This is a genomic window from Corallococcus sp. CA054B (genome assembly GCF_003611625.1).
GTDB lineage: Bacteria > Myxococcota > Myxococcia > Myxococcales > Myxococcaceae > Corallococcus > Corallococcus coralloides.
On the sequence record NZ_RAVY01000194.1, the window covers coordinates 1 to 18,020 of the forward strand.

Annotated in this window: 20 protein-coding genes and 1 pseudogene; 14 read left to right on the forward strand and 7 right to left on the reverse strand. The window is 70.1% G+C overall.

The window, feature by feature from the left end; translation table 11 throughout:
• The 4 genes from D7V80_RS33095 to D7V80_RS33110 all read left to right on the forward strand — a co-directional run.
• Window positions 1-590 (forward strand): D-alanyl-D-alanine carboxypeptidase (locus D7V80_RS33095; protein WP_199738917.1); only part of this gene is annotated, 590 nt, incomplete at its 5' end.
• Window positions 591-627: 37 nt separating this feature from the next.
• Window positions 628-2,808, forward strand: coding sequence for a prolyl oligopeptidase family protein (locus tag D7V80_RS33100; RefSeq protein WP_120591914.1), 2,181 nt, complete (start codon window positions 628-630; stop codon window positions 2,806-2,808).
• Window positions 2,809-2,898: 90 nt separating this feature from the next.
• Window positions 2,899-3,321 carry a hypothetical protein gene (locus D7V80_RS33105; protein WP_120591915.1) on the forward strand — a complete coding sequence of 141 codons (423 nt, stop codon included), beginning with the start codon at window positions 2,899-2,901 and terminating at the stop codon, window positions 3,319-3,321.
• 56 nt (window positions 3,322-3,377) lie between these two features.
• Window positions 3,378-4,472: a D-TA family PLP-dependent enzyme gene (locus D7V80_RS33110; protein ID WP_199738918.1), complete on the forward strand. Its 1,095-nt coding sequence runs from the start codon at window positions 3,378-3,380 to the stop codon at window positions 4,470-4,472.
• Window positions 4,473-4,509: 37 nt separating this feature from the next.
• Here D7V80_RS33110 and D7V80_RS33115 read toward each other — a convergent pair whose 3' ends face one another.
• A complete protein-coding gene (locus D7V80_RS33115) occupies window positions 4,510-5,505 on the reverse strand; it encodes a hypothetical protein (RefSeq protein ID WP_120591916.1) in 996 nt (331 codons plus the stop codon).
• 212 nt (window positions 5,506-5,717) lie between these two features.
• On the opposite strand from D7V80_RS33115, the gene D7V80_RS33120 reads away from it, so the two are divergent.
• Window positions 5,718-6,611, forward strand: coding sequence for a cyclic nucleotide-binding domain-containing protein (locus D7V80_RS33120; RefSeq protein ID WP_120591924.1), 894 nt, complete (start codon window positions 5,718-5,720; stop codon window positions 6,609-6,611).
• A gap of 327 nt (window positions 6,612-6,938) precedes the next feature.
• Here the strand turns inward: D7V80_RS33120 and D7V80_RS33125 are convergent, their stop codons facing one another.
• From D7V80_RS33125 to D7V80_RS33135, 3 genes are all read right to left on the reverse strand, one after another.
• A complete protein-coding gene (locus D7V80_RS33125) occupies window positions 6,939-7,349 on the reverse strand; it encodes a hypothetical protein (protein ID WP_120591917.1) in 411 nt (136 codons plus the stop codon).
• A gap of 115 nt (window positions 7,350-7,464) precedes the next feature.
• Window positions 7,465-7,938, reverse strand: coding sequence for an NUDIX hydrolase (locus D7V80_RS33130; RefSeq protein WP_120591918.1), 474 nt, complete (start codon window positions 7,936-7,938; stop codon window positions 7,465-7,467).
• Between the two features lie 196 nt (window positions 7,939-8,134).
• The gene (locus D7V80_RS33135; protein WP_233585899.1) at window positions 8,135-8,767 is read right to left on the reverse strand and encodes a YdeI family protein; all 633 of its coding nucleotides are present in this window, start codon (window positions 8,765-8,767) and stop codon (window positions 8,135-8,137) included.
• A 58-nt stretch (window positions 8,768-8,825) separates the two neighbouring features.
• Here D7V80_RS33135 and D7V80_RS33140 point away from each other — a divergent pair, with 58 nt between their 5' ends.
• Window positions 8,826-9,572, forward strand: a complete 747-nt coding sequence (locus tag D7V80_RS33140) for a hypothetical protein (protein WP_120591919.1) — start codon at window positions 8,826-8,828, stop codon at window positions 9,570-9,572.
• A 9-nt stretch (window positions 9,573-9,581) separates the two neighbouring features.
• Here D7V80_RS33140 and D7V80_RS33145 read toward each other — a convergent pair whose 3' ends face one another.
• Window positions 9,582-10,589, reverse strand: a complete 1,008-nt coding sequence (locus D7V80_RS33145) for a DUF4105 domain-containing protein (RefSeq protein ID WP_120591920.1) — start codon at window positions 10,587-10,589, stop codon at window positions 9,582-9,584.
• A gap of 188 nt (window positions 10,590-10,777) precedes the next feature.
• On the opposite strand from D7V80_RS33145, the gene D7V80_RS33150 reads away from it, so the two are divergent.
• Complete coding sequence (locus D7V80_RS33150; RefSeq protein WP_014397734.1) at window positions 10,778-11,005, forward strand: MbtH family protein; 228 nt, start codon at window positions 10,778-10,780, stop codon at window positions 11,003-11,005.
• A 61-nt stretch (window positions 11,006-11,066) separates the two neighbouring features.
• Here the strand turns inward: D7V80_RS33150 and fruA are convergent, their stop codons facing one another.
• Window positions 11,067-11,753 (reverse strand): response regulator transcription factor FruA, encoded by a 687-nt coding sequence (fruA, locus tag D7V80_RS33155; protein WP_043321786.1) that lies wholly within the window; start codon window positions 11,751-11,753, stop codon window positions 11,067-11,069.
• A gap of 484 nt (window positions 11,754-12,237) precedes the next feature.
• Here fruA and D7V80_RS33160 point away from each other — a divergent pair, with 484 nt between their 5' ends.
• Both D7V80_RS33160 and D7V80_RS33165 read left to right on the forward strand, forming a co-directional pair.
• Complete coding sequence (locus D7V80_RS33160) at window positions 12,238-13,008, forward strand: RDD family protein (protein WP_120591926.1); 771 nt, start codon at window positions 12,238-12,240, stop codon at window positions 13,006-13,008.
• Between the two features lies 1 nt (window position 13,009).
• On the forward strand, window positions 13,010-14,020 hold the full coding sequence (locus tag D7V80_RS33165; RefSeq protein ID WP_014397737.1) for a stage II sporulation protein M: 1,011 nt from the start codon (window positions 13,010-13,012) through the stop codon (window positions 14,018-14,020).
• Here D7V80_RS33165 and D7V80_RS33170 read toward each other — a convergent pair.
• Window positions 13,936-14,451: a J domain-containing protein gene (locus D7V80_RS33170; RefSeq protein ID WP_014397738.1), complete on the reverse strand. Its 516-nt coding sequence runs from the start codon at window positions 14,449-14,451 to the stop codon at window positions 13,936-13,938. The genes D7V80_RS33165 and D7V80_RS33170 overlap by 85 nt on opposite strands.
• Before the next feature lie 145 nt (window positions 14,452-14,596).
• On the opposite strand from D7V80_RS33170, the gene D7V80_RS33175 reads away from it, so the two are divergent.
• The 5 genes and pseudogenes from D7V80_RS33175 to D7V80_RS33195 form a co-directional block, all read left to right on the forward strand.
• Entirely contained in the window at window positions 14,597-15,175 is a 579-nt protein-coding gene (locus D7V80_RS33175; protein ID WP_120591921.1) for a HEAT repeat domain-containing protein, read from the forward strand.
• A gap of 95 nt (window positions 15,176-15,270) precedes the next feature.
• Complete coding sequence (locus D7V80_RS33180; protein WP_014397740.1) at window positions 15,271-15,798, forward strand: DivIVA domain-containing protein; 528 nt, start codon at window positions 15,271-15,273, stop codon at window positions 15,796-15,798.
• Between the two features lie 9 nt (window positions 15,799-15,807).
• Entirely contained in the window at window positions 15,808-16,107 is a 300-nt protein-coding gene (locus D7V80_RS33185) for a DUF167 domain-containing protein (protein WP_014397741.1), read from the forward strand.
• Between the two features lie 8 nt (window positions 16,108-16,115).
• Window positions 16,116-17,405 (forward strand): peptidase MA family metallohydrolase, encoded by a 1,290-nt coding sequence (locus D7V80_RS33190; protein WP_120591922.1) that lies wholly within the window; start codon window positions 16,116-16,118, stop codon window positions 17,403-17,405.
• A 182-nt stretch (window positions 17,406-17,587) separates the two neighbouring features.
• A pseudogene (locus D7V80_RS33195) lies at window positions 17,588-18,020 on the forward strand (hypothetical protein); the annotation flags it as partial.

Here is an 18,020-nt window from a genome sequence, read left to right on the forward strand (position 1 = left end):
CCCCGCCCCTGCCCCCCATGCCGTCACCGCTGGTGGAGCTGACCAGTCCGCCCCTGTCGGAGCTGGTGCGCGTGACGAACAAGGAGAGCCTCAACCTGTACGCGGAGCGGCTGGGCATGCGCTTCGCTCGCGAGCGCACCGGCAACGAAGGCTACGCCGCGCTGCGCACGGCCCTGGTGGCGGAGCTGGCGCGCCGGGGCGTGCCCACCAAGGACCTGCGTCCCGTGGATGGCAGCGGCCTGTCCCGCTACAACCTGGCGTCACCCCGGGGCATGGCGCGCGTGCTGCTCACCAGCCTCCAGGAGCCGTATGGCGCCGCGCTGGTGGACAGCCTGCCGGTGCTGGGCGTGGACGGGACGCTGGCGGGGCGCAAGACGAAGCCGTCCACCGCGGGCCGCATCCGCGCGAAGACGGGAACGCTCACGGGCCAGAAGTGCTTCGTGGGCGTGGCGGAGCGGCCCAATGACACGGAGCACCCGCGCGTCGTCTTCGCGCTGATGCTCGGCAACATGGACGAGGGCACGAAGCCCAACGCCAACGAGACCTTCGACACCTTCTCCACCGCCCTGGTGGAGCTGCCCCTGCGATGAGCGTCCCGCAGGAAACCACCCGCATGCGAGGTGAACCATGAAGTCCAGAATCGCAGTCACGACCGCAGCGCTGCTGTTGCCGCTCGTGTCAGGAGCGGCGGGCAAGGCGCCCGCGAAGCCCGCCGCCGCGGAGAAGCAGCCCGTGGAGACCACCTACCACGGCACCACCGTGGCGGACCCGTACCAGTGGATGGAGTCCGCGACGGATCCGAAGGTGCAGCAGTGGACCGACGCGCAGAACGCCTACACGCGCACGTACCTGGACAAGCTCCCGGGCCGCGAGCCCTTGCGCCAGCGCATCACGGAGCTGTTGTCCTGGAAGTCGCCCTCCTACGGCGGCCTGGATGAACAGGGCGGCACGCTCTTGGGGCTGAAGTTCCAGCCGCCCAAGCAGCAGCCCACGCTCATCGTGGTGGGCTCGCTGGACGACACGTCGAAGGAGCGCGTGCTGGTGGACCCCACGCAGGTGGACACGTCCGGCAAGACGACCATCGACTGGTTCCAGCTGTCGCATGACGGCAAGAAGGTCGCCGTGTCCATGTCCAAGGGCGGCACGGAGAGCGGTGACGTGTCCGTGTGGGACGTGGCCACGGCGAAGGCGATGCCCAACGAGCTGGTCCCCCGCGTCAACGGCGGCACGGCGGGTGGCAGCCTCGCGTGGAACGCGAAGGGCACGGGCTTCTTCTACACGCGCTACCCGCGCGGCGAGGAGCGCCCGCCCGTGGACCGCGAGGTGTACCAGCAGGTGTACTTCCACGCGCTGGGCACGCCCACGGAGAAGGACACGTACGCGCTGGGCAAGGACTTCCCGCGCATCGCGATGACGGACCTGGAGTCCAGCGACGACGGCCAGTACACCTTCGCGCGCGTGGCCAACGGCGACGGCGGTGAGTTCGACCTGTACCTGCACGGCCCCAAGGGCACCTGGACGCAGGTGGCGAAGTACGCGGACAAGGTGGTGTCGGCGCGCTTCGGCAGCGACGGCGCGGCGTACCTGCTCAGCCGCAAGGACGCGCCGAAGGGCAAGGTGCTGCGCCTGCCGCTGACCACGCCCACGCTGGACAAGGCGACCGTGGTCGTCCCCGAGGGCCAGGCGACCGTGCAGGCCGTGGTCCCGACGAAGGGCCGCCTGTACCTGCTGGAGCAGCTGGGCGGTCCGTCCCAGCTGCGCATGGTGGACCTGACGGGCAAGGCGCTGGGGCTGGTGCCCACGCTGCCGGTGTCGTTCGTGGGAGGCCTGGTGCGCCAGGGCGCGGATGACGTGCTCTTCGTCAACGGCAGCTTCACCCAGCCGGCCGCGTGGTTCCGCTTCACGGCGGCGGACGGCAAGGTGACGAAGACGGCGCTGGCGCGCACGGCGCCCATCGACATGAGCGACGTGGAGGTGGTGCGCACGGAGGCCACGTCCAAGGACGGTACGAAGGTGCCGCTCTCCATCCTGAAGAAGAAGGGCACGAAGCTGAACGGGAACAACCCCACGTGGCTCACGGGCTACGGCGGCTTCAACGTGTCCATCAACCCGGGCTACAGCCCGCTGACGGGCATGTGGCTGGAGCAGGGCGGCGTGTTCGCGGTGGCGAACCTGCGCGGCGGTTCGGAGTTCGGTGAGGAGTGGCACAAGGCCGGCTCGCTCACGCACAAGCAGAACGTGTTCGACGACTTCTACGCGTGCGCGAAGCTGCTGGTGGACCAGAAGTACACGCAGCCGAAGAAGCTGGCCATCCAGGGCGGCAGCAACGGCGGCCTGCTGATGGGCGCGGCGCTGACGCAGCACCCGGAGCAGTACGGAGCGGTGGTGGCGCGCGTGGGCATCTACGACATGCTGCGCACGGAGCTGACGCCCAACGGCCAGTTCAACGTGACCGAGTACGGCTCGGTGAAGGACCCGGAGCAGTTCAAGGCGCTGTATGCCTATTCGCCGGTGCACCGCGTGAAGGACGGGACGAAGTACCCGCCGGTGCTCTTCACCTCCGGCGCCAATGACCCGCGCGTGGATCCGTTCCACTCGCGCAAGATGGTGGCCCGGATGCAGGCGGCCACGGCGTCCCCCAAGCCCATCCTGCTGCGCGCCAACGCGGAGACGGGCCACGGCATGGGCACGCCGCTGTCCGCGCGCATCGAGGAGGAGGTGGACGTCTACTCCTTCGTCTTCAACGAGCTGGGCATGACGTACAAGCCCAACGCGACGAAGAAGGTCGCCGCGCCCCCGCCGCAGTAGCCGGGCTTCTCCCCGCGCCCGTCTCCCAAGCTTCAGGTGCTTGGGAGACGGGCGTTTCTTCTTCCGGATTTCGTGGCAGCCTGCCGCCCCATGAGCCCGCTCATCCCCTACTTCATCCTTTCGCCCATCCTCGCGGGCGGCCTGGCCTGGTGGACGCTCACCCGTCTTGGAAAGAAGCGGAACGCACGCGCGAAGGGTTCCCTGGACGCGGTGGTGACGAAGCTGAAGGGGCAGAAGGTGCTGGGCGCGGTGGACCTCTTCGTCCAGGACGTGTCCTGGTCCGGGGAGACGGAGCTGTCGCCGCAGAACTGCCGCATCCGCGTGGTGATGGGCGGCCAGGATGCCGCGGCCATTCCCCCGCGCTTCGAGGTGGAGAGCGCACCGGGGGCACCCCGCCCGCCCGCGGACGTGCTCGCGGCGCTGCGCGTGCTGGATGCGCAGGCGACGGAGGCCTTGAAGGGCGGCGGCTGGAGCTGGCAGCGGCCCACGGTGAGCTTCGAGCCGGCGGCGTAGTCCCGCGAACGCAAGGCCAGGGATTCGGGTGACGGGTCGAGGAGCGTGGTGCCAGCATGCGCCTCATGTCCTCCACCTTCCTCGACTCGCTCGACACGCCCGCTCCGCTCGTGGACCTGGACCGCGTGGAGCGGAACCTCCAGCGCGTCGCGACCTATGCCCGCGAGCAGGGCCTGCGCTGGCGCCCCCATACGAAGACGCACAAGACGGTGGAGCTGGGCGCGATGCAGGTCGCGGCGGGAGCCTCTGGCGTCACGGTGGCCACCGTCCTGGAAGCCGAGGTCATGGCGTCCGTGTCCGACGACGTGCTGCTCGCGTATCCGCCGGTGGGCGCGCGCAAGCTGGCCCGGCTGATGGCCCTGCCCTCGCGCGTGCGGCTCACCGTGGCGCTCGACTCCCTTGAGGTGCTGGAGGGGCTGGCGCGCGCGGCGCGGGATGCCGGGCGCACCGTGGGCGTGCTCGTGGAGGTGGACCTGGGCATGCGCCGCGTGGGACTGCGCTCGCCGGATGACGCCGTGGCCCTGGCTCGCTCGGCAGCATCCACGTCCGGGGTCTCCTTTCGCGGGCTGACCTTCTTCGCGGGCCACATCCGCGTTCCCCAGGCGGAGCTGCCCGCCGTGATGCAGGCCCAGTCAGACGCGGTCGCGACGTTCGTGGACGCCCTGAAGAGCGCGGGCCTGCCGCCGGAGGTGGTCAGCGGCGGATCCACACCGACGCTCTGGCAATCCCATGCCGTGAAGGGCCTCACGGAGATCCGCCCTGGCCTCAACGTGCTCAACGACCGCAACGCCGCCGTCATTGGCGCCTGTGATTGGTCGGAGTGCGCATACTCCGTGCTGGCCACGGTGGTGAGCACCGCGGTGCCGGGCCAGGTGGTCATCGACGCGGGGGCCAAGGCGCTGGTGAAGGAGGAAGGGCTGGCACCTGACTATGGCGTCCTGCTGGACCGGCCGGAGGTCGTGGTGAAGAACCTGTCGGAGGAGCACGGCCTGCTGGACGTGTCCGGCACGACGTGGCGCCCGCGCATCGGCGAGCGGGTGCGCGTGGTGCCCAACCATGTCTGTGTTTCCGTCCCACAGCATCCGCGGCTGCATGTCATTCGGGGTGACGTGGGTGTGGCGACGTGGGAGGTCGCCGCGCGCGGCTGGTGACAGACACTCCTCGCCCCCTACCGACCTCGCGCCCGGATCAGCCGATGCGCTTCAGCTCCTGCGTCAGCAGCTCCTCCAGGTGCCGGATGTTCTTGTAGACGAGGCACCGGTAGCTGGACACGTCGAAGCGCAACTCGCGCACGTCGCGCACCAGCATCAGGGTGGGCTTGCCGCGTCCCCAGGCATAGCCCACCTCCAGATAGACATTGGGATTGGCCAGCGACAGGTCCGCGATGACGACCTTCGCGGTGTCGATGCGGTCCCGGATGCGCTGGATGATGGGACCGTCGAAGACGGCCTGATCCACCCGCTCGCACAGCAGCCCCGCCGCCTTCACGGGGTTCAGGATGCCGTAGTGGTAGGTGTCCTCCAGCTCCTGCGCGAAGGGCATCGCCACGAAGGCATGGGGCTTCTCGTTGGAGTTCGCGCCCGCGGAGGCCATGGGCGGCGCCTGGACGAAGCGGGACGTCCGCCGGACGCGGAAGCCCGTGGCCCCCATCAGCGGCTCCACGCCCGGCGTGAGCCCCAGCCCCAGCGCCAACGCCTTGCGCAGCCGCTCCACGCGCTTGGGGTTCAGCTCCACCACCGTGATGCGCTCCAGGTGGCGGGGGCCACTGCCCCGCTGGAACGCGTCCACGAAGCCGCCCACCAGGGCCAGCACGGCCTCGTCCTCGTCCAGGCCGTAGTTGGGGCCGTGCACCGTGCACGCGAGGTGGCGCACCTCGTGCCGGGGCTCCAGCAGCTGGAGCGCGCGCACGGAGAACTGGCGGATCTCGTGGTAGCCGAACTGCCTCAGCCGCACCGTGCCCAGGAAGAGCACCCACGGGGCGCCCAGGCTCCGGCGCGACTCGATGAAGCGGTGGTCCCCGGGGAGCAGGTCGAAGGCGTCCATGCCCACACCCGCCCCCTCCAGCCGGCGCGCCACCGCGCCGTCCGCCCCATGGAAGCCCTGCGCGTACTTCAGCAGCACGGCGTCCGCGGCCGTCTCTCCCACATCCCCCAGGTCCACCACGACGTCCAGCGTGTCTCCCATGGGCCTGGGACTGTAGGGCGTCCCGGTCCGCCCACGCCATCCCGGCGTCCGTCCCGCCGCGTCAGGTAGGATGAACACAGACGTGGCGTACGCCCGTCAATCCCTGCTCAAGGACGCCTCCTGGCCGCCTGGCTGTCTTTCAGGCCGCCTCCACGCCGCCTGTGAAGCGCTTCACAGTTTCTGCCCGGGCGGGTCGGTAGCATTTGCGCACCATGTCCCTGTTCGCGCGCCTGCAGGCCCTGCTGTCCGCCCACCCGTCCGCTCCGGCCGCCGCCGGACAGACGCCCGCGACTCACGCCGCGCCCTCGGCGGCGACCGGTGCCCCGGCGGAGGCGGAAGGTGCCTCCGAGCAGCAGCCTGTCTGCACACGCTACCTGCCCGCGGGACAGGTGGTGGTGCGCGAGGGCGACCCGGGAAACTCGATGTTCGTGGTGCTGGAGGGCCGCGTCGCGGTGCTACGCGGCGGCGACCACGGCGGCAACACGGAGGTCGGCCGGCTGGGGGCCGGCGAGTTCTTCGGGGAGCTGGCGTTGCTCACCGGCACGCAGCGCACCGCCACCATCGTGACGGTAGAGGACGCCGTGCTGCTGGAGCTCACCCAGGCCGGCGTCCGGGAGCTGGGCAAGGACTACGGCGTGAAGGGGGAGCAGATGCAGGTGGCCGCCCGGGAGCGCCTGCTCGCGGACGCGCTGCGCAGCAACCCGCTCATCGCCGCCCTGCCCCCGGAGGTGCAGCACGAGCTGGGAGATGCCTTCGTCCCCTGCACCGTCCCCGCCGGGGAGACGCTGCTCACCCGCGGCCAGCCGGGCGACGCGCTCTACGTCCTCATCCGGGGCCAGTGCGAGGTCTTCCACACGCACAGCGACGGCCGCCAGTCCGCCTATCCCAAGCTGGAGGAAGGCGCCCTGTTCGGGGAGATCTCCCTGCTGCGCAGCCGGCTGGCCACCGCCACCGTGCGCACCGTGACGCCCTGCACGCTCCTCAAGCTGGAGCGCGACGTGTTCAAGAAGGCCTTCCTGGGCCAGCCCGACCTGCGCGGCGCCCTGGTGCGCCTGGGCCTGGAGCGGCTCAAGCACACGATCGAAGTCATGGGCGAAGCGAAGTAGTCCGCCGTCCCGCGCCATCCGTCACTCTTTCCTTCAAGAGCGTCTGCCTTCACTCGGAGGGAACCCCACCATCCCAGACATGCAACAGCGCGGCGAACGCAGTTGTCTGTCCAAAACCACTCGACTGGTATTGAGAATGCAATCACGCCGTCCCGAAGCAACCGGGAGGCGTCATGCAAGGCAGGGCTGTGCGTTGGGGCTTGAGAGGTCTGGGGTGACTGTCCGCGTTGGTACGGTGGAGGGGACGGTCCATACGTCCCAGGGGAACGGCGACCTGCTGCTGCTGAAGCTCGCGCCGTAGCCCTCGTCCCGGAGAAGCCCTGGGGTCTACCGCAACGCCTTCCGGGCACCGGTGGACCACAGGGCCCAGGCCATCAGCACGGGCTGGAAGAACAGCCGGACCAGGCGCTTGCGGTCCGTATCCAGGCCGAACGCGGAGAGGCGCTTGTCGTACTGGTGCAGGTTGCCGGGGAAGACAGCCGCGAAGAAGGCCGCCAGTCCCAATCCCAGGGGAATCCGGTGCCGCTTGTCGAAGAGCAGGGACAGCCCGAGGCCGATTTCGACCACGCCGGAGAGCAGGACGACGAGGTCCTTGTCCATGGGAACCCAGTCAGGCACCTGCGCCTGGAAGGGCCCTCGCGCGAAGGAGAGATGGCCCGTGCCGGCGCCGACCATGAACGAGCCCAACACCCCACGCCCCACGTCCTGCAAAGGCGTTGTCCTGGCTTCTTGAAGCATGGCCACCTCCGCTCCCGTTCAATTCCAATCGTCGAAAGGTGAGGTGGCGGAGTGGTGGGTGCAAGACAGGGCTAAGCCCGCCTTCACGCCAAGGGGACGAGCGAGTGGGCATGCGTCACCGCCGCCGCGCGGCATCCTCCAGGTAGGCGCGCACCACGGGCATGAGCGGCAGGCGCAGCGCGGTCTCCACGTCGAGCCACCGGGCCCACACCACCTCGCGCTGGTCGAGCACGAGCCGGGGCTCTGAATCGAGCTCCAGCTCGACGAAGTGACACAGGTCGCGCTTGAACTCATCCGTGTGGCGCAGGTCGCACACGGCACGCAGGCTCGATGCCGGCACGTCCAGGCCCACCTCCTCGCGCAGCTCCCGCGCGCCCGTCTCTGATGGAGACTCGCCGCGGTGCCGGCCTCCGCCCGGCAGGGAGAAGGCCTGCTTGTAGGAGTTCTGTAACAGCAGCACCTCCCGCCCACGCCACACCCCCACGAGCGTGCCCTCCGTGTGCGGACGGCGCACGAACCACCACGCGAGCGCCAGGTGATAGGCGCCACGGTAGGCCACGCGCATGAGGGGATCGATCGGGGTGCTCATGCTCCGGATGGTACCCGGCCGAGGCCTCCACACGGCATGACCCGGCGAACCCGTAGGAGTTCGCGATGCGCGAGACCGCGTTCTTCCAGCGGCAGCCGCTGGGCGTGCGCGTGGCGGCGTCATTGATGAGCGGCGAGACCCGCGCGAACCTCATCTCGGGCAGCGCATCCTGCCGTAGCAGGCCGTCGCGACGTGCTCAGCCGTGGATCAGCTCCCCGGCCTCCAGCATCGCGACGAACTTCTCCAACCGCCGCACGCGCGTCTCCGGCTTCTTCGCGTCGTGGAGCCGGAAGAGGATGGCGTAGCGGTTGGCGCCCTTGAGCGCGGCGAAGGCCGCCTTCGCCTTCGGGTTCTTCTCCAGCGCGAGCTTCAGGTCCTCCGGCACCTCCATGGTCCTCTGCCCCGCGTACGCCGCCTCCCAGCGGCCATCCGCGCGGGCGGACTCCACCTCGCGCAGGCCCGCGGGCTTCATGCGTCCGGAGGCGACCAGGGCCTCCACCTTGCCGCAGTTGATCTTCGACCACTTGCTGCGCGGCTTGCGCGGCGTGAAGCGCTGGAGCCAGTACTCCGAGTCGAACGCGCCCTTCTGCCCGTCGATCCAGCCGTAGCAGAGCGCCACCTCCAGCGCCTGCGCATACGTCACGGACGGGATGCCGGACTCGAACTTGGCGAGCTTCACCCAGACGCCCGGAGAGTCGACGTGGTTCTTCTCCAGCCACTTCTCCCACGCCTTCTCGGACGCGAAGGGCACGACGGGGAGCTCCTGCTTCGCCTTCGCCTTCATGTCGTGCAACGCCTTTCCCTGCCCCGCGCCTCGCGCCGGGTTCATGACAATCCCACTCTACTGGTGGAAGGCAGCCCGGGCGGAAGCGGTTATGAGACAAGCCATGGCTGAAACCCCCAACGCCCGTCCGCCGAACGCCGTGCCGCCCTCGCTCGCCCGCGTGGCCTTCCACGCCGTGGCGGCCGGGCTCACCCCACTCATCCCCGTGCCCTTCCTGGACGACTACGCACTGCGGCAGGTGCGCGAGCAGTCCGTGCGCGACCAGCTCAAGTGCAAGGACCTGAAGGCGCCGGACAAGGCCGTGGCGGTGCTCGCCGGCTCATACGACGCGCGCGGCCTGGGCGGACACCTGGTGTCCTATCTCAAGGCCGTGGCGCTCTTCCCCGTGCGCAAGGTGTTCCGCAAGATCTTCTTCGTCCTCTGGGTGAAGGACTGTGTGGACCTGACGAGCGTGTGCCTGCACCACGGCTACCTGCTGCACCACGCGCTGGAGCGCGGCGACCTGGACGCGGCCTCGCTCCAGGGGGACGCGCCCCTCAAGGTGCAGGAGGCCATCGTCGCCGCCTGCTCGGAGATGGACTCCCGGCCCGTCAACCAGGCGCTGCGCCGCCTCTTCCGGAGCAGCCGGGTGCTGATGGCCGAGGCCACGCGCATCTTCCTGGATCCGAAGCACGGCCCCCGCGTGCCCGACCCAAAGACCGAGAACGCGGAGGTGAGGTCGCTCACCGACCGGCTCCTCCAGGAGATGTGGGAGGAGCGCGGCTACTTCACCGCGCTGGAGGCCCACTACGACAAGCACCTGAAGCGCGACCTGACGCCCAAGGAGCCCCTGGCCGCGACAGGCACCTGAGGCCAGACGTCAGGGCGCGGGCGCGGCGGCGGTCTCCAGCGGCGCGCGGATGCGGGCGGAGAAGTCGTCCCGCCCCTGCGCGGCCAGCGCTCGCGCGTTGATGTGGTAGCGCCGGCGGACCTGCTCCAGCGGTACGTCCGTGTCGATGATGCCCAGCTCGTACGCGAGCGCATCCGAGAACGCCGGCATCAGCGTGCGGTGGTCATACGGCACGTTCTTCGTGGCCACCTTCTCGAAGTGGCGCACCAGGTTGGTGGTGCAGTTGCTGGTGAGCGTGTCGTAGAACTCCGGCTGCGTGTGCAGCCCGTTCATCCGCTGCACCATGTCCATGAAGAACGCGGTGATGCGCTCCTTCGAAGCGTTCACCGGATACACATACACGTCGTCATGGCGGAAGTTGGAGCGCAGCTGCACCAGGTCCCGCTCGTCACCCACGACGTAGGTGATTTCAAAGCGGCGGAACAGGCCGCCCAGCGCGGAGAAGGTCTCGCCCTGCTCGCGCCGCACCTCCACGGAGAACACCACGTGGCGGCCGTCCTGGAAGCCGAAGCTCACCATCGTGTGCGCGGCGCCATAGAAGCCGGAGAACGGCTCCACGATGAACGACGCGTCCGTGAGCGCGTCCGTGTCGTAGGTGGCCGTGTACCAGGCGGGGTCCCAGTCCGTGGTGCTGCGGTAGCGGAAGTCGCGCACGTCGTGCAGCGTCACCTTCGTCCCGGCCACCTCCGCCCACGGCGCCCGCACCAGGTCCGGCGCCCAGTCCCGCGTGTTGGAGGGCTGGAACGTCCGCACCCATCCGTACACGGACACGCAGCCCAGCAGCATCACCGCCACGCCCCAGCGCCGTGAACGCCACCGCCAGGCCGCCACCGCCAGGGCCACCAGGACCACCGCCACGAGGCTCCGGGCCACGTGCGACCCCTCCGGCCCCGCCCCCGTCAATGCCAGGGCCAGCGAGGCCCAGGCGCCCCCAACGAGGAGCACGAGCCCCGACACGGCGTTCTTCCAGATGCGCATGCGGCCGAGTATCCGCGCCCCACGCCGCTCGTGTCACGGAAGCGGCTTCCGGGTGCAGCCCCGGCGGGCGGCCGGGCGCGGATCCGCCCTCCCAGGAAGGCCCCGGATTTGTCGCAATCGCCTACCTTGACCGCTTTTCCCCGGGTGTGCGACGAAAGGGGGTCCCCAGCTTCCAGGAGCCACACCCCATGAGCGACGAGCGCGAAGACACGACCGTTTACAAGGTCGTCGTCAATCACGAAGAGCAGTACTCCATCTGGCCCGCGGACCGTGAGAACGCGCTGGGCTGGAAGGACGCCGGCAAGCAGGGCCTGAAGGCCGAGTGCCTGGAGTACATCAAGGAGGTCTGGACGGACATGCGTCCCCTGAGCCTCCGCAAGAAGATGGAAGAGGACGCGGCCCGCAACAAGAACTGAAGGCCGCGTGCGCTTCCCACCGCGCCCTCCCCGCTTCAACGGGGAGGGTGGGCCGGCCCCGCTAGAGGTCCGGCGGAGGCCTGACGCCCAGGTGGCAGGCGCGCAGGGCGAGCTGGGTGCGGTTCTCCGCGCCCAGCTTGCGGTAGAGCTGCGTGACGTGTGACTTCACCGTGCGCTCGGCGATTTGCAGGTGCGCGGCGATCTTCAGGTTGTCCGCTCCGCCCGCCACGTACTGCAGCACCTCGCGCTCGCGCTGCGTGAGCAGCAACAGGACGCTCGCCGTGGGTGACGTCACCGGCGGATGCTCGAAGTCGTTGCGCAACAGTTGCACCGGGAAGAGGCGCTCGCCCCGCACCAGCGACTGCACCGCGGAGGACACCGCGTTCACGCCCAGCCCCGCGCGGAAGAGATACCCCGAAGCCCCTTCGTCGAAGCATTGGGAGATGACCTCCGGCGTGCTCACCGCGGACAGCAGCAGCATGCGCACCTCCAGCCGGCGCTTGCGGGCCTCACGCAGCAGGTTGAGCCCCTCTGTCACGGAGCATCCGATGGCGGCTTCGCCGTCGCTCTCCACGTCCAGGATGGCCACCTGCGGTGGATCCGTGCCGAGCCCGTCCAGGAAGCCGCGCACGTCGCGCGTCACCGAAGTGGAATGACCCTCACCCCGAAGCCCGTCGGACAAGCCCTGCCAGGCCGCCCACGGTCCTTCGAGAATCGAAATACGAACTGCCGATTGATTCGCTGCCATGCGATGGCCCCCCAGCCGTCGTGGCGAATTGCTTTCAATGCTACCTGTCGACTTCAACCTGCCCCGGAGTCGGTGGAACCGCGGCGGAACTTCCGCCTGTGCTGAGCGTGCGAGAACCGCGCTTCAACTCCATCCGGGGGTCCTGTCACTGCTGCCCTGCGAACTGCGCCTGCGACTGCCGAACTGGCCCGTTCGGGCCGAACCTCCTTTTTCGTTTCAAGCAAATCCAGCCAACCGAGACCCTAACATCATCCAAGGCCTCGTGCGAACGGACCCGCGCAGGACTGTCAATTGCGCATGGAACGCATGGAAATCCAGGGCCTCGTCCGTCAGGTCGTGATCGCTGTCGCCCTTGGGACATACGATCCGCGTCCACATTCGGATGTTTTACCCGGTGTTTCGTCCAATGCCCGAGGCGGGTGCCCGCATGCGCGCGGATGGCGCGTCCTGGATGGCAAAGGCGTATGCTGTGCGTCCCACGCGCATGACTCCCTCCGCCCCCGCACCCCATGTCGACGTCGCCACGCCCGAGCGGGTGGCCCTGTCCCTGCCCGTGGCCGGCATCGGCTACCGCTGTCTTGCGTGGCTGGTGGACGCGAGCCTGCTGTTCTTCTTCTGGGTGGCGCTCTACTTCGTCATCACCCTGCTGGTGTCCGACGTGCTGGGGGCATTCCAGGCGCTGTCGGGGCTCACGCAGACACTGCTCGCGGTGGGCCTCTTCGCCACGCAATGGCTGTACTGGACGGTGGCGGAGGTCTTCTTCCATGGACAGACACCCGGCAAGCGCGCGCTGCGCATCCGGGTGGTGCGCGAGGATGGCTCACCGGTGGGCTTCTTCGAGAGCGCGGTGAGAAACCTGTGTCGCGCGGTGGACTTCCTGCCGGTGCTCTACGCCACCGGTTGCATCACCATGCTGCTGGACTCACGCCACCGCCGGTTGGGCGACATGCTCGCGGGCACCGTGCTGGTGCGTGAGGAGGCCATCGACCTGGACAAGTACACGCAGGCGCCCCCGGTGGACGCGCCGGCCACGGACGCGAGCGTGCAGCGCCCCCTGGACGCGGAGGACGTGGAGCTGGTGCTGGCGTTCCTCGCGCGCGCGCCCGGCCTGGAGCCGGAGGTGCGGCGGCGGCTGGGCACGAGGCTGGTGGACCGCGTGGGCGCCTCCCTGACGGACGACGAGCGCACGCGGGTGCTCCAGTCGCCGGAGACCATGGAGGCCTTCCTGCGCACGCGCGCGAAGGCGGTCCACTGACATGGCCGCGCCCCTGCCCACGTTCGTCACGCGGCGCCGGCCGGACTGGGACGCGCTCCAGGCGCTGCTGACGCGCCAGCGCGCGGGCCGCTTGAGCCTGGCGGAGCTGCGCACGCTGGACACGCTGTACCGGCGCGCGGCCGCGGACCTGGCGCAGGCGCAGACGTTCTATCCGGGCACGGACGCGCACCGCTTCCTCAACCAGCTGTGCGCCCAGGCGTATGGCGCCATCTACCAGCCGCCGCGCGAGCGCTGGGCCTCCACGCGCGACTTCTTCCGGCGGGACTTCCCCGCCACCCTGCGCCGCGAGGCGCGCTTCGTGGGCGTGAGCGCGGGGCTGCTGGTGCTGGGGCTGCTGTTGGGCGCGCTGGTGGTGACGCTGGAGCCGCGCGGCGCGGAGCTGCTGGTGCCGGAGGGCGTGCGGCGCTACGTGGCACAGGGGCGCATGTGGACGGATGATTTGTTGTCCGTGGCGCCGCCCAATGCAGTGGCCTCCGGCATCGCGACCAACAACCTCACGGTCACGCTGTTCGCGTTCGCGTCCGGCATCCTGTTGGGCATCGGGCCCATCTTCACGCTCGTGAACAACGGCGTGCTCATTGGCGCGGTGGGAGCGCTGTGCTTCCGCGAGGGCATGACGGCGGGCTTCCTGGACTTCATCGCCGCGCACGGGCCCGTGGAGCTGTCCATCATCGTCATCGCGGGCGGCGCGGGGCTGATGGTGGGCCAGGCGCTCATTGACCCTGGCGAGCTGCCGCGCGCGCAGGCGCTCCAGGCGCGCGGCCGTGAAGCCGTGAAGCTGGTGGTGGGCTGCGCGCCCTTCCTGGCCGGCATCGGCTTCGTGGAGGGCTTCATCTCCCCGGGCCACCTGTTCCCCACCTGGGCCAAGGTGGGGCTGGGCCTGTCGCTGGGAGTCCTCTTCTGGTTCTACCTGCTGCGCGCGGGCAGGACGGACGCGGGCGTGGCGCGCGTGGACGTGCCGGACGCCATGGCCTCCAGCCGCTTGCGCTGACGGTGCTTGAGGATGCGCTCGTAGGCGTCGTTGACCTCGCGCATCTGCTCCGCGGAGCCGCCCCGGTCCGGGTGCCGCTCCAGGGCCAGCGCGTGGAAGCGCGCGCGAATCACGTCCGGCGTATCCAACGGCGACACGCCCAACGTCTGGTACGGGCACTGCTCCTGGACGGCGGAGAGCCACTTGTCCAGCCGGTCCTTCACCTCCACGAAGCGCGCGTCCGCGTCCGAGGTGTCCTTCACCGGGTGCGTGCGCATCTTCGCGTCCGCGCGGAAGACCTCGCTGTAGGTGCTGGACACCCAGCGGTGGCACGAACCGCACCGGTAGTACTTCACCCGGGTTCCGGGCTGGAGTGTCATCATCACGCCGCAGTGGGTACACTCCACCGTGACGTTCTCCAGTGTCTGCCAGCTCGCGACCGCCGCACCCATGGTGACTTCGACCTCCGTTCGCAACACGCCTGTAGCACCGGCAAGGTCCCACACCCGGCGATCCCGTCAAGAAAATGTCGCGAACGACCCGGGGGGTCCCCCCGGCGCGCTGCCGGGCTTCCCGGGTTTCGGGTAGAACGGGCCCATGCGACCGCTCCTCGCCGCCGCCCTGCTCCTGACCGCCGCCGCGCACGCCCAGGCCCCGTCGGCCCCTCCGGCCGCGGCGCCCAAGGCCGCCCCGAAGCCCGAGAAGGCCCCCGCGGAGCGCGTTGCCCCCGCCCGGACCCCGGTGGAGACCGGAGCCTCCGGCGCCGCGGACCAGCCGCTGCTGAGGGGCCTGTTGTGGGCCTCGGAGCCCGCGCCGGAGGAGATCCGCACGCTCGCCATCGAGGACCTGGCGCTCCTGGGCGACCCGCGCGCCCTGGACCCGCTGGCCGCGTTCATCTGGGACCCCAACCCGCGCATCCAGCAGGCCGCGTTGCGCGCGGTGGCCCTCTTCCAGCACCGCCGCGCGGAGGAGATTCTGGGCAACGTCGTGCGCCACCCGCGCCTGCCGGACACGCTGAAGATTCAAGCGCTGGGCGGTCTTCTGTATCAGCGCACCCCCACCGCCCGCCGGGTGGTGCAGGACGTGGCCGCGGACAGCCGCGTGGGCTACGCGGTGCAGAACGCCGCGCGCTCGGTGGCGTCACAGTGGGAAGCCGCCCCGGCCGCCGCGCCCTGAAACACGCCTGCCTGTCTGCTCTCCAGGCCTGACGCCACCCTGGCCCGCCGGGCCGATTCCTGGAGTGCGCGCGTGTATGGGTTAGACTGGGGCGCATGAAGATCACCCCCCTCGACATCCGGCAGAAGCGCTTCGAGACGGTGATGCGCGGCTTCGCGCGTCCCGAAGTGGGCGCGTACCTGGAGCTGATCGCCGGCGAGTTCGAGGAGGTGGTGAAGGAGAACATCGCGCTCAAGGAGGAGCTGAAGCGCACGCAGGCGCGGCTCGAGCAGCATCAGGAGCGCGAGCGCACCCTCCAGGAGACGATGGTCACCGCCCAGCGCATCAGCGAGGACCTGAAGGACGCCGCGAAGAAGGAAGCGGAGATCATCATCGCGGACGCGGAGCACCAGGCGGAGAAGATCGTCCACGGCGCGCACCAGCGGCTGGTGCAGGTGGTGGAGGACATCAACGAGCTCAAGCGCCAGCGCACCCAGTTCGAGTCGCAGGTGCGCTCCGTGGTGGAGGCCCACCGCAAGCTGCTGGAGACGTTCGCCGCGCCGACCTTCGCGGACCGCGACTACGCGCGCGTGGAGGACAACGTCGCGTTCCTGTCGCAGAAGAAGGCCACCTCCAACGACTAGCACCCGCGCATGCCCGCTCCCTGGCTCAAGGCCGTGCAGACAGGGGTGGAGCTGACGGTGCTCGTCCAGCCGCGCGCGTCCCGCACCAAGGTGGTGGGCGAGCATGACGGCCAGCTGAAGATCCAACTCGCCGCGCCGCCCGTGGATGGCGAAGCGAATGCGGCCCTGGTGGAATTCATCGCCAAAACGCTGGGCGTGCCGCGTCGCCAGGTGACACTCGTGGCGGGTGACACGTCGCGCCGTAAGCGATTGAGGGTGGAAGGGGTTGATGCGGCGGCGGCCGAGGCTGTTATCTCTGGTGGACCGTGAGGCCACGCATGCTCCGCCTGTTCGCCTTCCTGATGATGCTGCTGGCCTCGCCGGGCGTGTTCGCGCAGGAGGCAGGTCCGCGGGGCATCCACGCCACGGAGGCCGTCGTCACGGACACCGCGCTCGTGCCCCACGCCCGCCCGGCCATCGTCGCGGGGGAGCTGAGGACGCAGCGCTTCGTCATCCTGCACACCGCGAAGGCGGCGGGCGCGGCCAAGGCCCTGGCCGGGCAGATTGAAGGCGTGCGGGACGCCTTCGGCGCGATGCTCGGACGCGACTGGCCGGGCACCACCGAGATCCGCCTGGGCGTGGGCCGCCAGGAGTTCGAGGCGCTGGCGCTCCCCGGCGGCAAGCCTCCGGGCTGGGCCGTGGCGCTCGCCTACCCCGGGCATCAAATCATCCTGCTGGACGCGCTCAGCCTGAGCGACACCGAAGGGCCCACCACGCTGCGGCACGAGCTGGCGCACGTGGCGCTGGGCCAGCTGGCCAAGGACTGGCCGCGCTGGTTCCAGGAGGGCGTGGCGCAGAACCTCACCGACGAGCGCTACTCCGTCGCCCACTACGGCGCCCTCTTCCGCGCGGTGACGCAGGAGCGCGTCTTCCACTTCGAGGACCTGGCCGACGAGTGGCCGGACGTGCCCGCGGACGTCGAAATCGCCTACGCGCAGAGCGCCGCCTTCGTGGCCTTCCTCACCGGCAAGCACGGCTCGCACGCCATGGGCCTGCTGGTGGACGGCGTGCGCGCGGGTGAGCCGTTCGAACAGGCCTTCGGCAAGGCCTTCCGCACGTCGCTGCTGCTGGAGGAGCAGGACTGGCGCGAGGGGCTCGCGGCCCGCTACGGCTGGCTGCCGCTCACCACCAGCTCCGCGCTCCTGTGGCTCACCGCCTCCGTGCTGTGCGTGGCCGCCTTCGCGCGCCGCATGCGCCAGAAGGCCGCGCGGATGACGGAGCTGGCCGCGGAGGACGCCGCCGAGGACGCCGCGCTGCGCCTGCTCGCCGCCGCCCGTGCCGCGGGGCCCGTGCCCGTGGACGGCTCCGAGCCGCTGTCCCCTGCCCTCCCCTGGCCGGAATGGCCGGGCGCCACCACGCCCGTGGCCCCGCCCAATCCGTCCGCTCCCAGCCAGCCGGAGGCCCTGGAGGGCGCGCCGGAAGCGCTGGAGTCGGGCGCGGGCCATCCGGAAGGCCCGGACGGTTCGGACATGGACATGGACGACGAGGAGCCGGAGTCCGCCAGCGGCGAGTACGAGCTGGACGGCGAGGCCCCGTCGGGCCGCCCGCCCAAGCCGACGCTCCACTGAGAGGCGCGGCGTGCCCAGGCAGGGAAGGAACTTCCCCTGCTCCCCGCCTTTCAACATCCGCCCCGTAGGATTTACGTCCTCCGGCCACCCTTCAGGGCACCCCCATTGCCCAAGTGGGCGGATTCATTGGGAGCCACCAACCGTCTGGCGTTGGCAAAGCCCTTGCTAAGTCTTCGTTCGCGATGCGGACGACAACGGACATGGCGGCGGAGCGGGGACGGAAGAAGGCCGGGGCAGCCCGGGTCTTCAGCAAGCAGCCGGAGCGCATCGCGGCCCTGTGGCGGCGGATGCGGCTGGCGGCGCACGAGGGCCAGGGCGTTCCGGGCCCCAGCCTGCTGGACGGACTGGTGGAGCCCTTCGTCCGGGAGCTGGGGCTGACGCTGGAGGGCGTGGAGACCAGCCCCTGGAGCCGCACCCGCGCGGTGCTGCGCCTGGCGCCGGAGCGTGGCGCGCGGGCCCTGCACGACGAGTTCGCACTGCTGCGGCGGTGCCCGCGTCCGTGGGCGGCAAGAAGGGGCGGCCGCTCGCGGACCACGGGCCGGAAGAGGTGGCCGGGGCGTACGCGGTGCGCGCGGACGCGGCGCGAAGGATGGCGCCGGAGCTGTGGAAGGAGCT

Bases quoted from the DNA above. Each gene is read 5' to 3' on its own strand.
- D7V80_RS33115 (WP_120591916.1), bottom strand. From the start codon at position 5,505: ATGGGAGACACGCTGGACGTCGTGGTGGACCTGGGGGATGTGGGAGAG.
- D7V80_RS33120 (WP_120591924.1), top strand. From the start codon at position 5,718: ATGTCCCTGTTCGCGCGCCTGCAGGCCCTGCTGTCCGCCCACCCGTCC.
- D7V80_RS33170 (WP_014397738.1), bottom strand. From the start codon at position 14,451: ATGGGTGCGGCGGTCGCGAGCTGGCAGACACTGGAGAACGTCACGGTG.
- D7V80_RS33100 (WP_120591914.1), top strand. From the start codon at position 628: ATGAAGTCCAGAATCGCAGTCACGACCGCAGCGCTGCTGTTGCCGCTC.
- fruA (WP_043321786.1), bottom strand. From the start codon at position 11,753: ATGGCAGCGAATCAATCGGCAGTTCGTATTTCGATTCTCGAAGGACCG.
- D7V80_RS33130 (WP_120591918.1), bottom strand. From the start codon at position 7,938: ATGAGCACCCCGATCGATCCCCTCATGCGCGTGGCCTACCGTGGCGCC.
- D7V80_RS33150 (WP_014397734.1), top strand. From the start codon at position 10,778: ATGAGCGACGAGCGCGAAGACACGACCGTTTACAAGGTCGTCGTCAAT.
- D7V80_RS33160 (WP_120591926.1), top strand. From the start codon at position 12,238: ATGACTCCCTCCGCCCCCGCACCCCATGTCGACGTCGCCACGCCCGAG.
- D7V80_RS33135 (WP_233585899.1), bottom strand. From the start codon at position 8,767: ATGAACCCGGCGCGAGGCGCGGGGCAGGGAAAGGCGTTGCACGACATG.
- D7V80_RS33140 (WP_120591919.1), top strand. From the start codon at position 8,826: ATGGCTGAAACCCCCAACGCCCGTCCGCCGAACGCCGTGCCGCCCTCG.
- D7V80_RS33185 (WP_014397741.1), top strand. From the start codon at position 15,808: ATGCCCGCTCCCTGGCTCAAGGCCGTGCAGACAGGGGTGGAGCTGACG.
- D7V80_RS33145 (WP_120591920.1), bottom strand. From the start codon at position 10,589: ATGCGCATCTGGAAGAACGCCGTGTCGGGGCTCGTGCTCCTCGTTGGG.
- D7V80_RS33180 (WP_014397740.1), top strand. From the start codon at position 15,271: ATGAAGATCACCCCCCTCGACATCCGGCAGAAGCGCTTCGAGACGGTG.
- D7V80_RS33190 (WP_120591922.1), top strand. From the start codon at position 16,116: ATGCTCCGCCTGTTCGCCTTCCTGATGATGCTGCTGGCCTCGCCGGGC.
- D7V80_RS33125 (WP_120591917.1), bottom strand. From the start codon at position 7,349: ATGCTTCAAGAAGCCAGGACAACGCCTTTGCAGGACGTGGGGCGTGGG.
- D7V80_RS33110 (WP_199738918.1), top strand. From the start codon at position 3,378: ATGCGCCTCATGTCCTCCACCTTCCTCGACTCGCTCGACACGCCCGCT.
- D7V80_RS33105 (WP_120591915.1), top strand. From the start codon at position 2,899: ATGAGCCCGCTCATCCCCTACTTCATCCTTTCGCCCATCCTCGCGGGC.
- D7V80_RS33165 (WP_014397737.1), top strand. From the start codon at position 13,010: ATGGCCGCGCCCCTGCCCACGTTCGTCACGCGGCGCCGGCCGGACTGG.
- D7V80_RS33175 (WP_120591921.1), top strand. From the start codon at position 14,597: ATGCGACCGCTCCTCGCCGCCGCCCTGCTCCTGACCGCCGCCGCGCAC.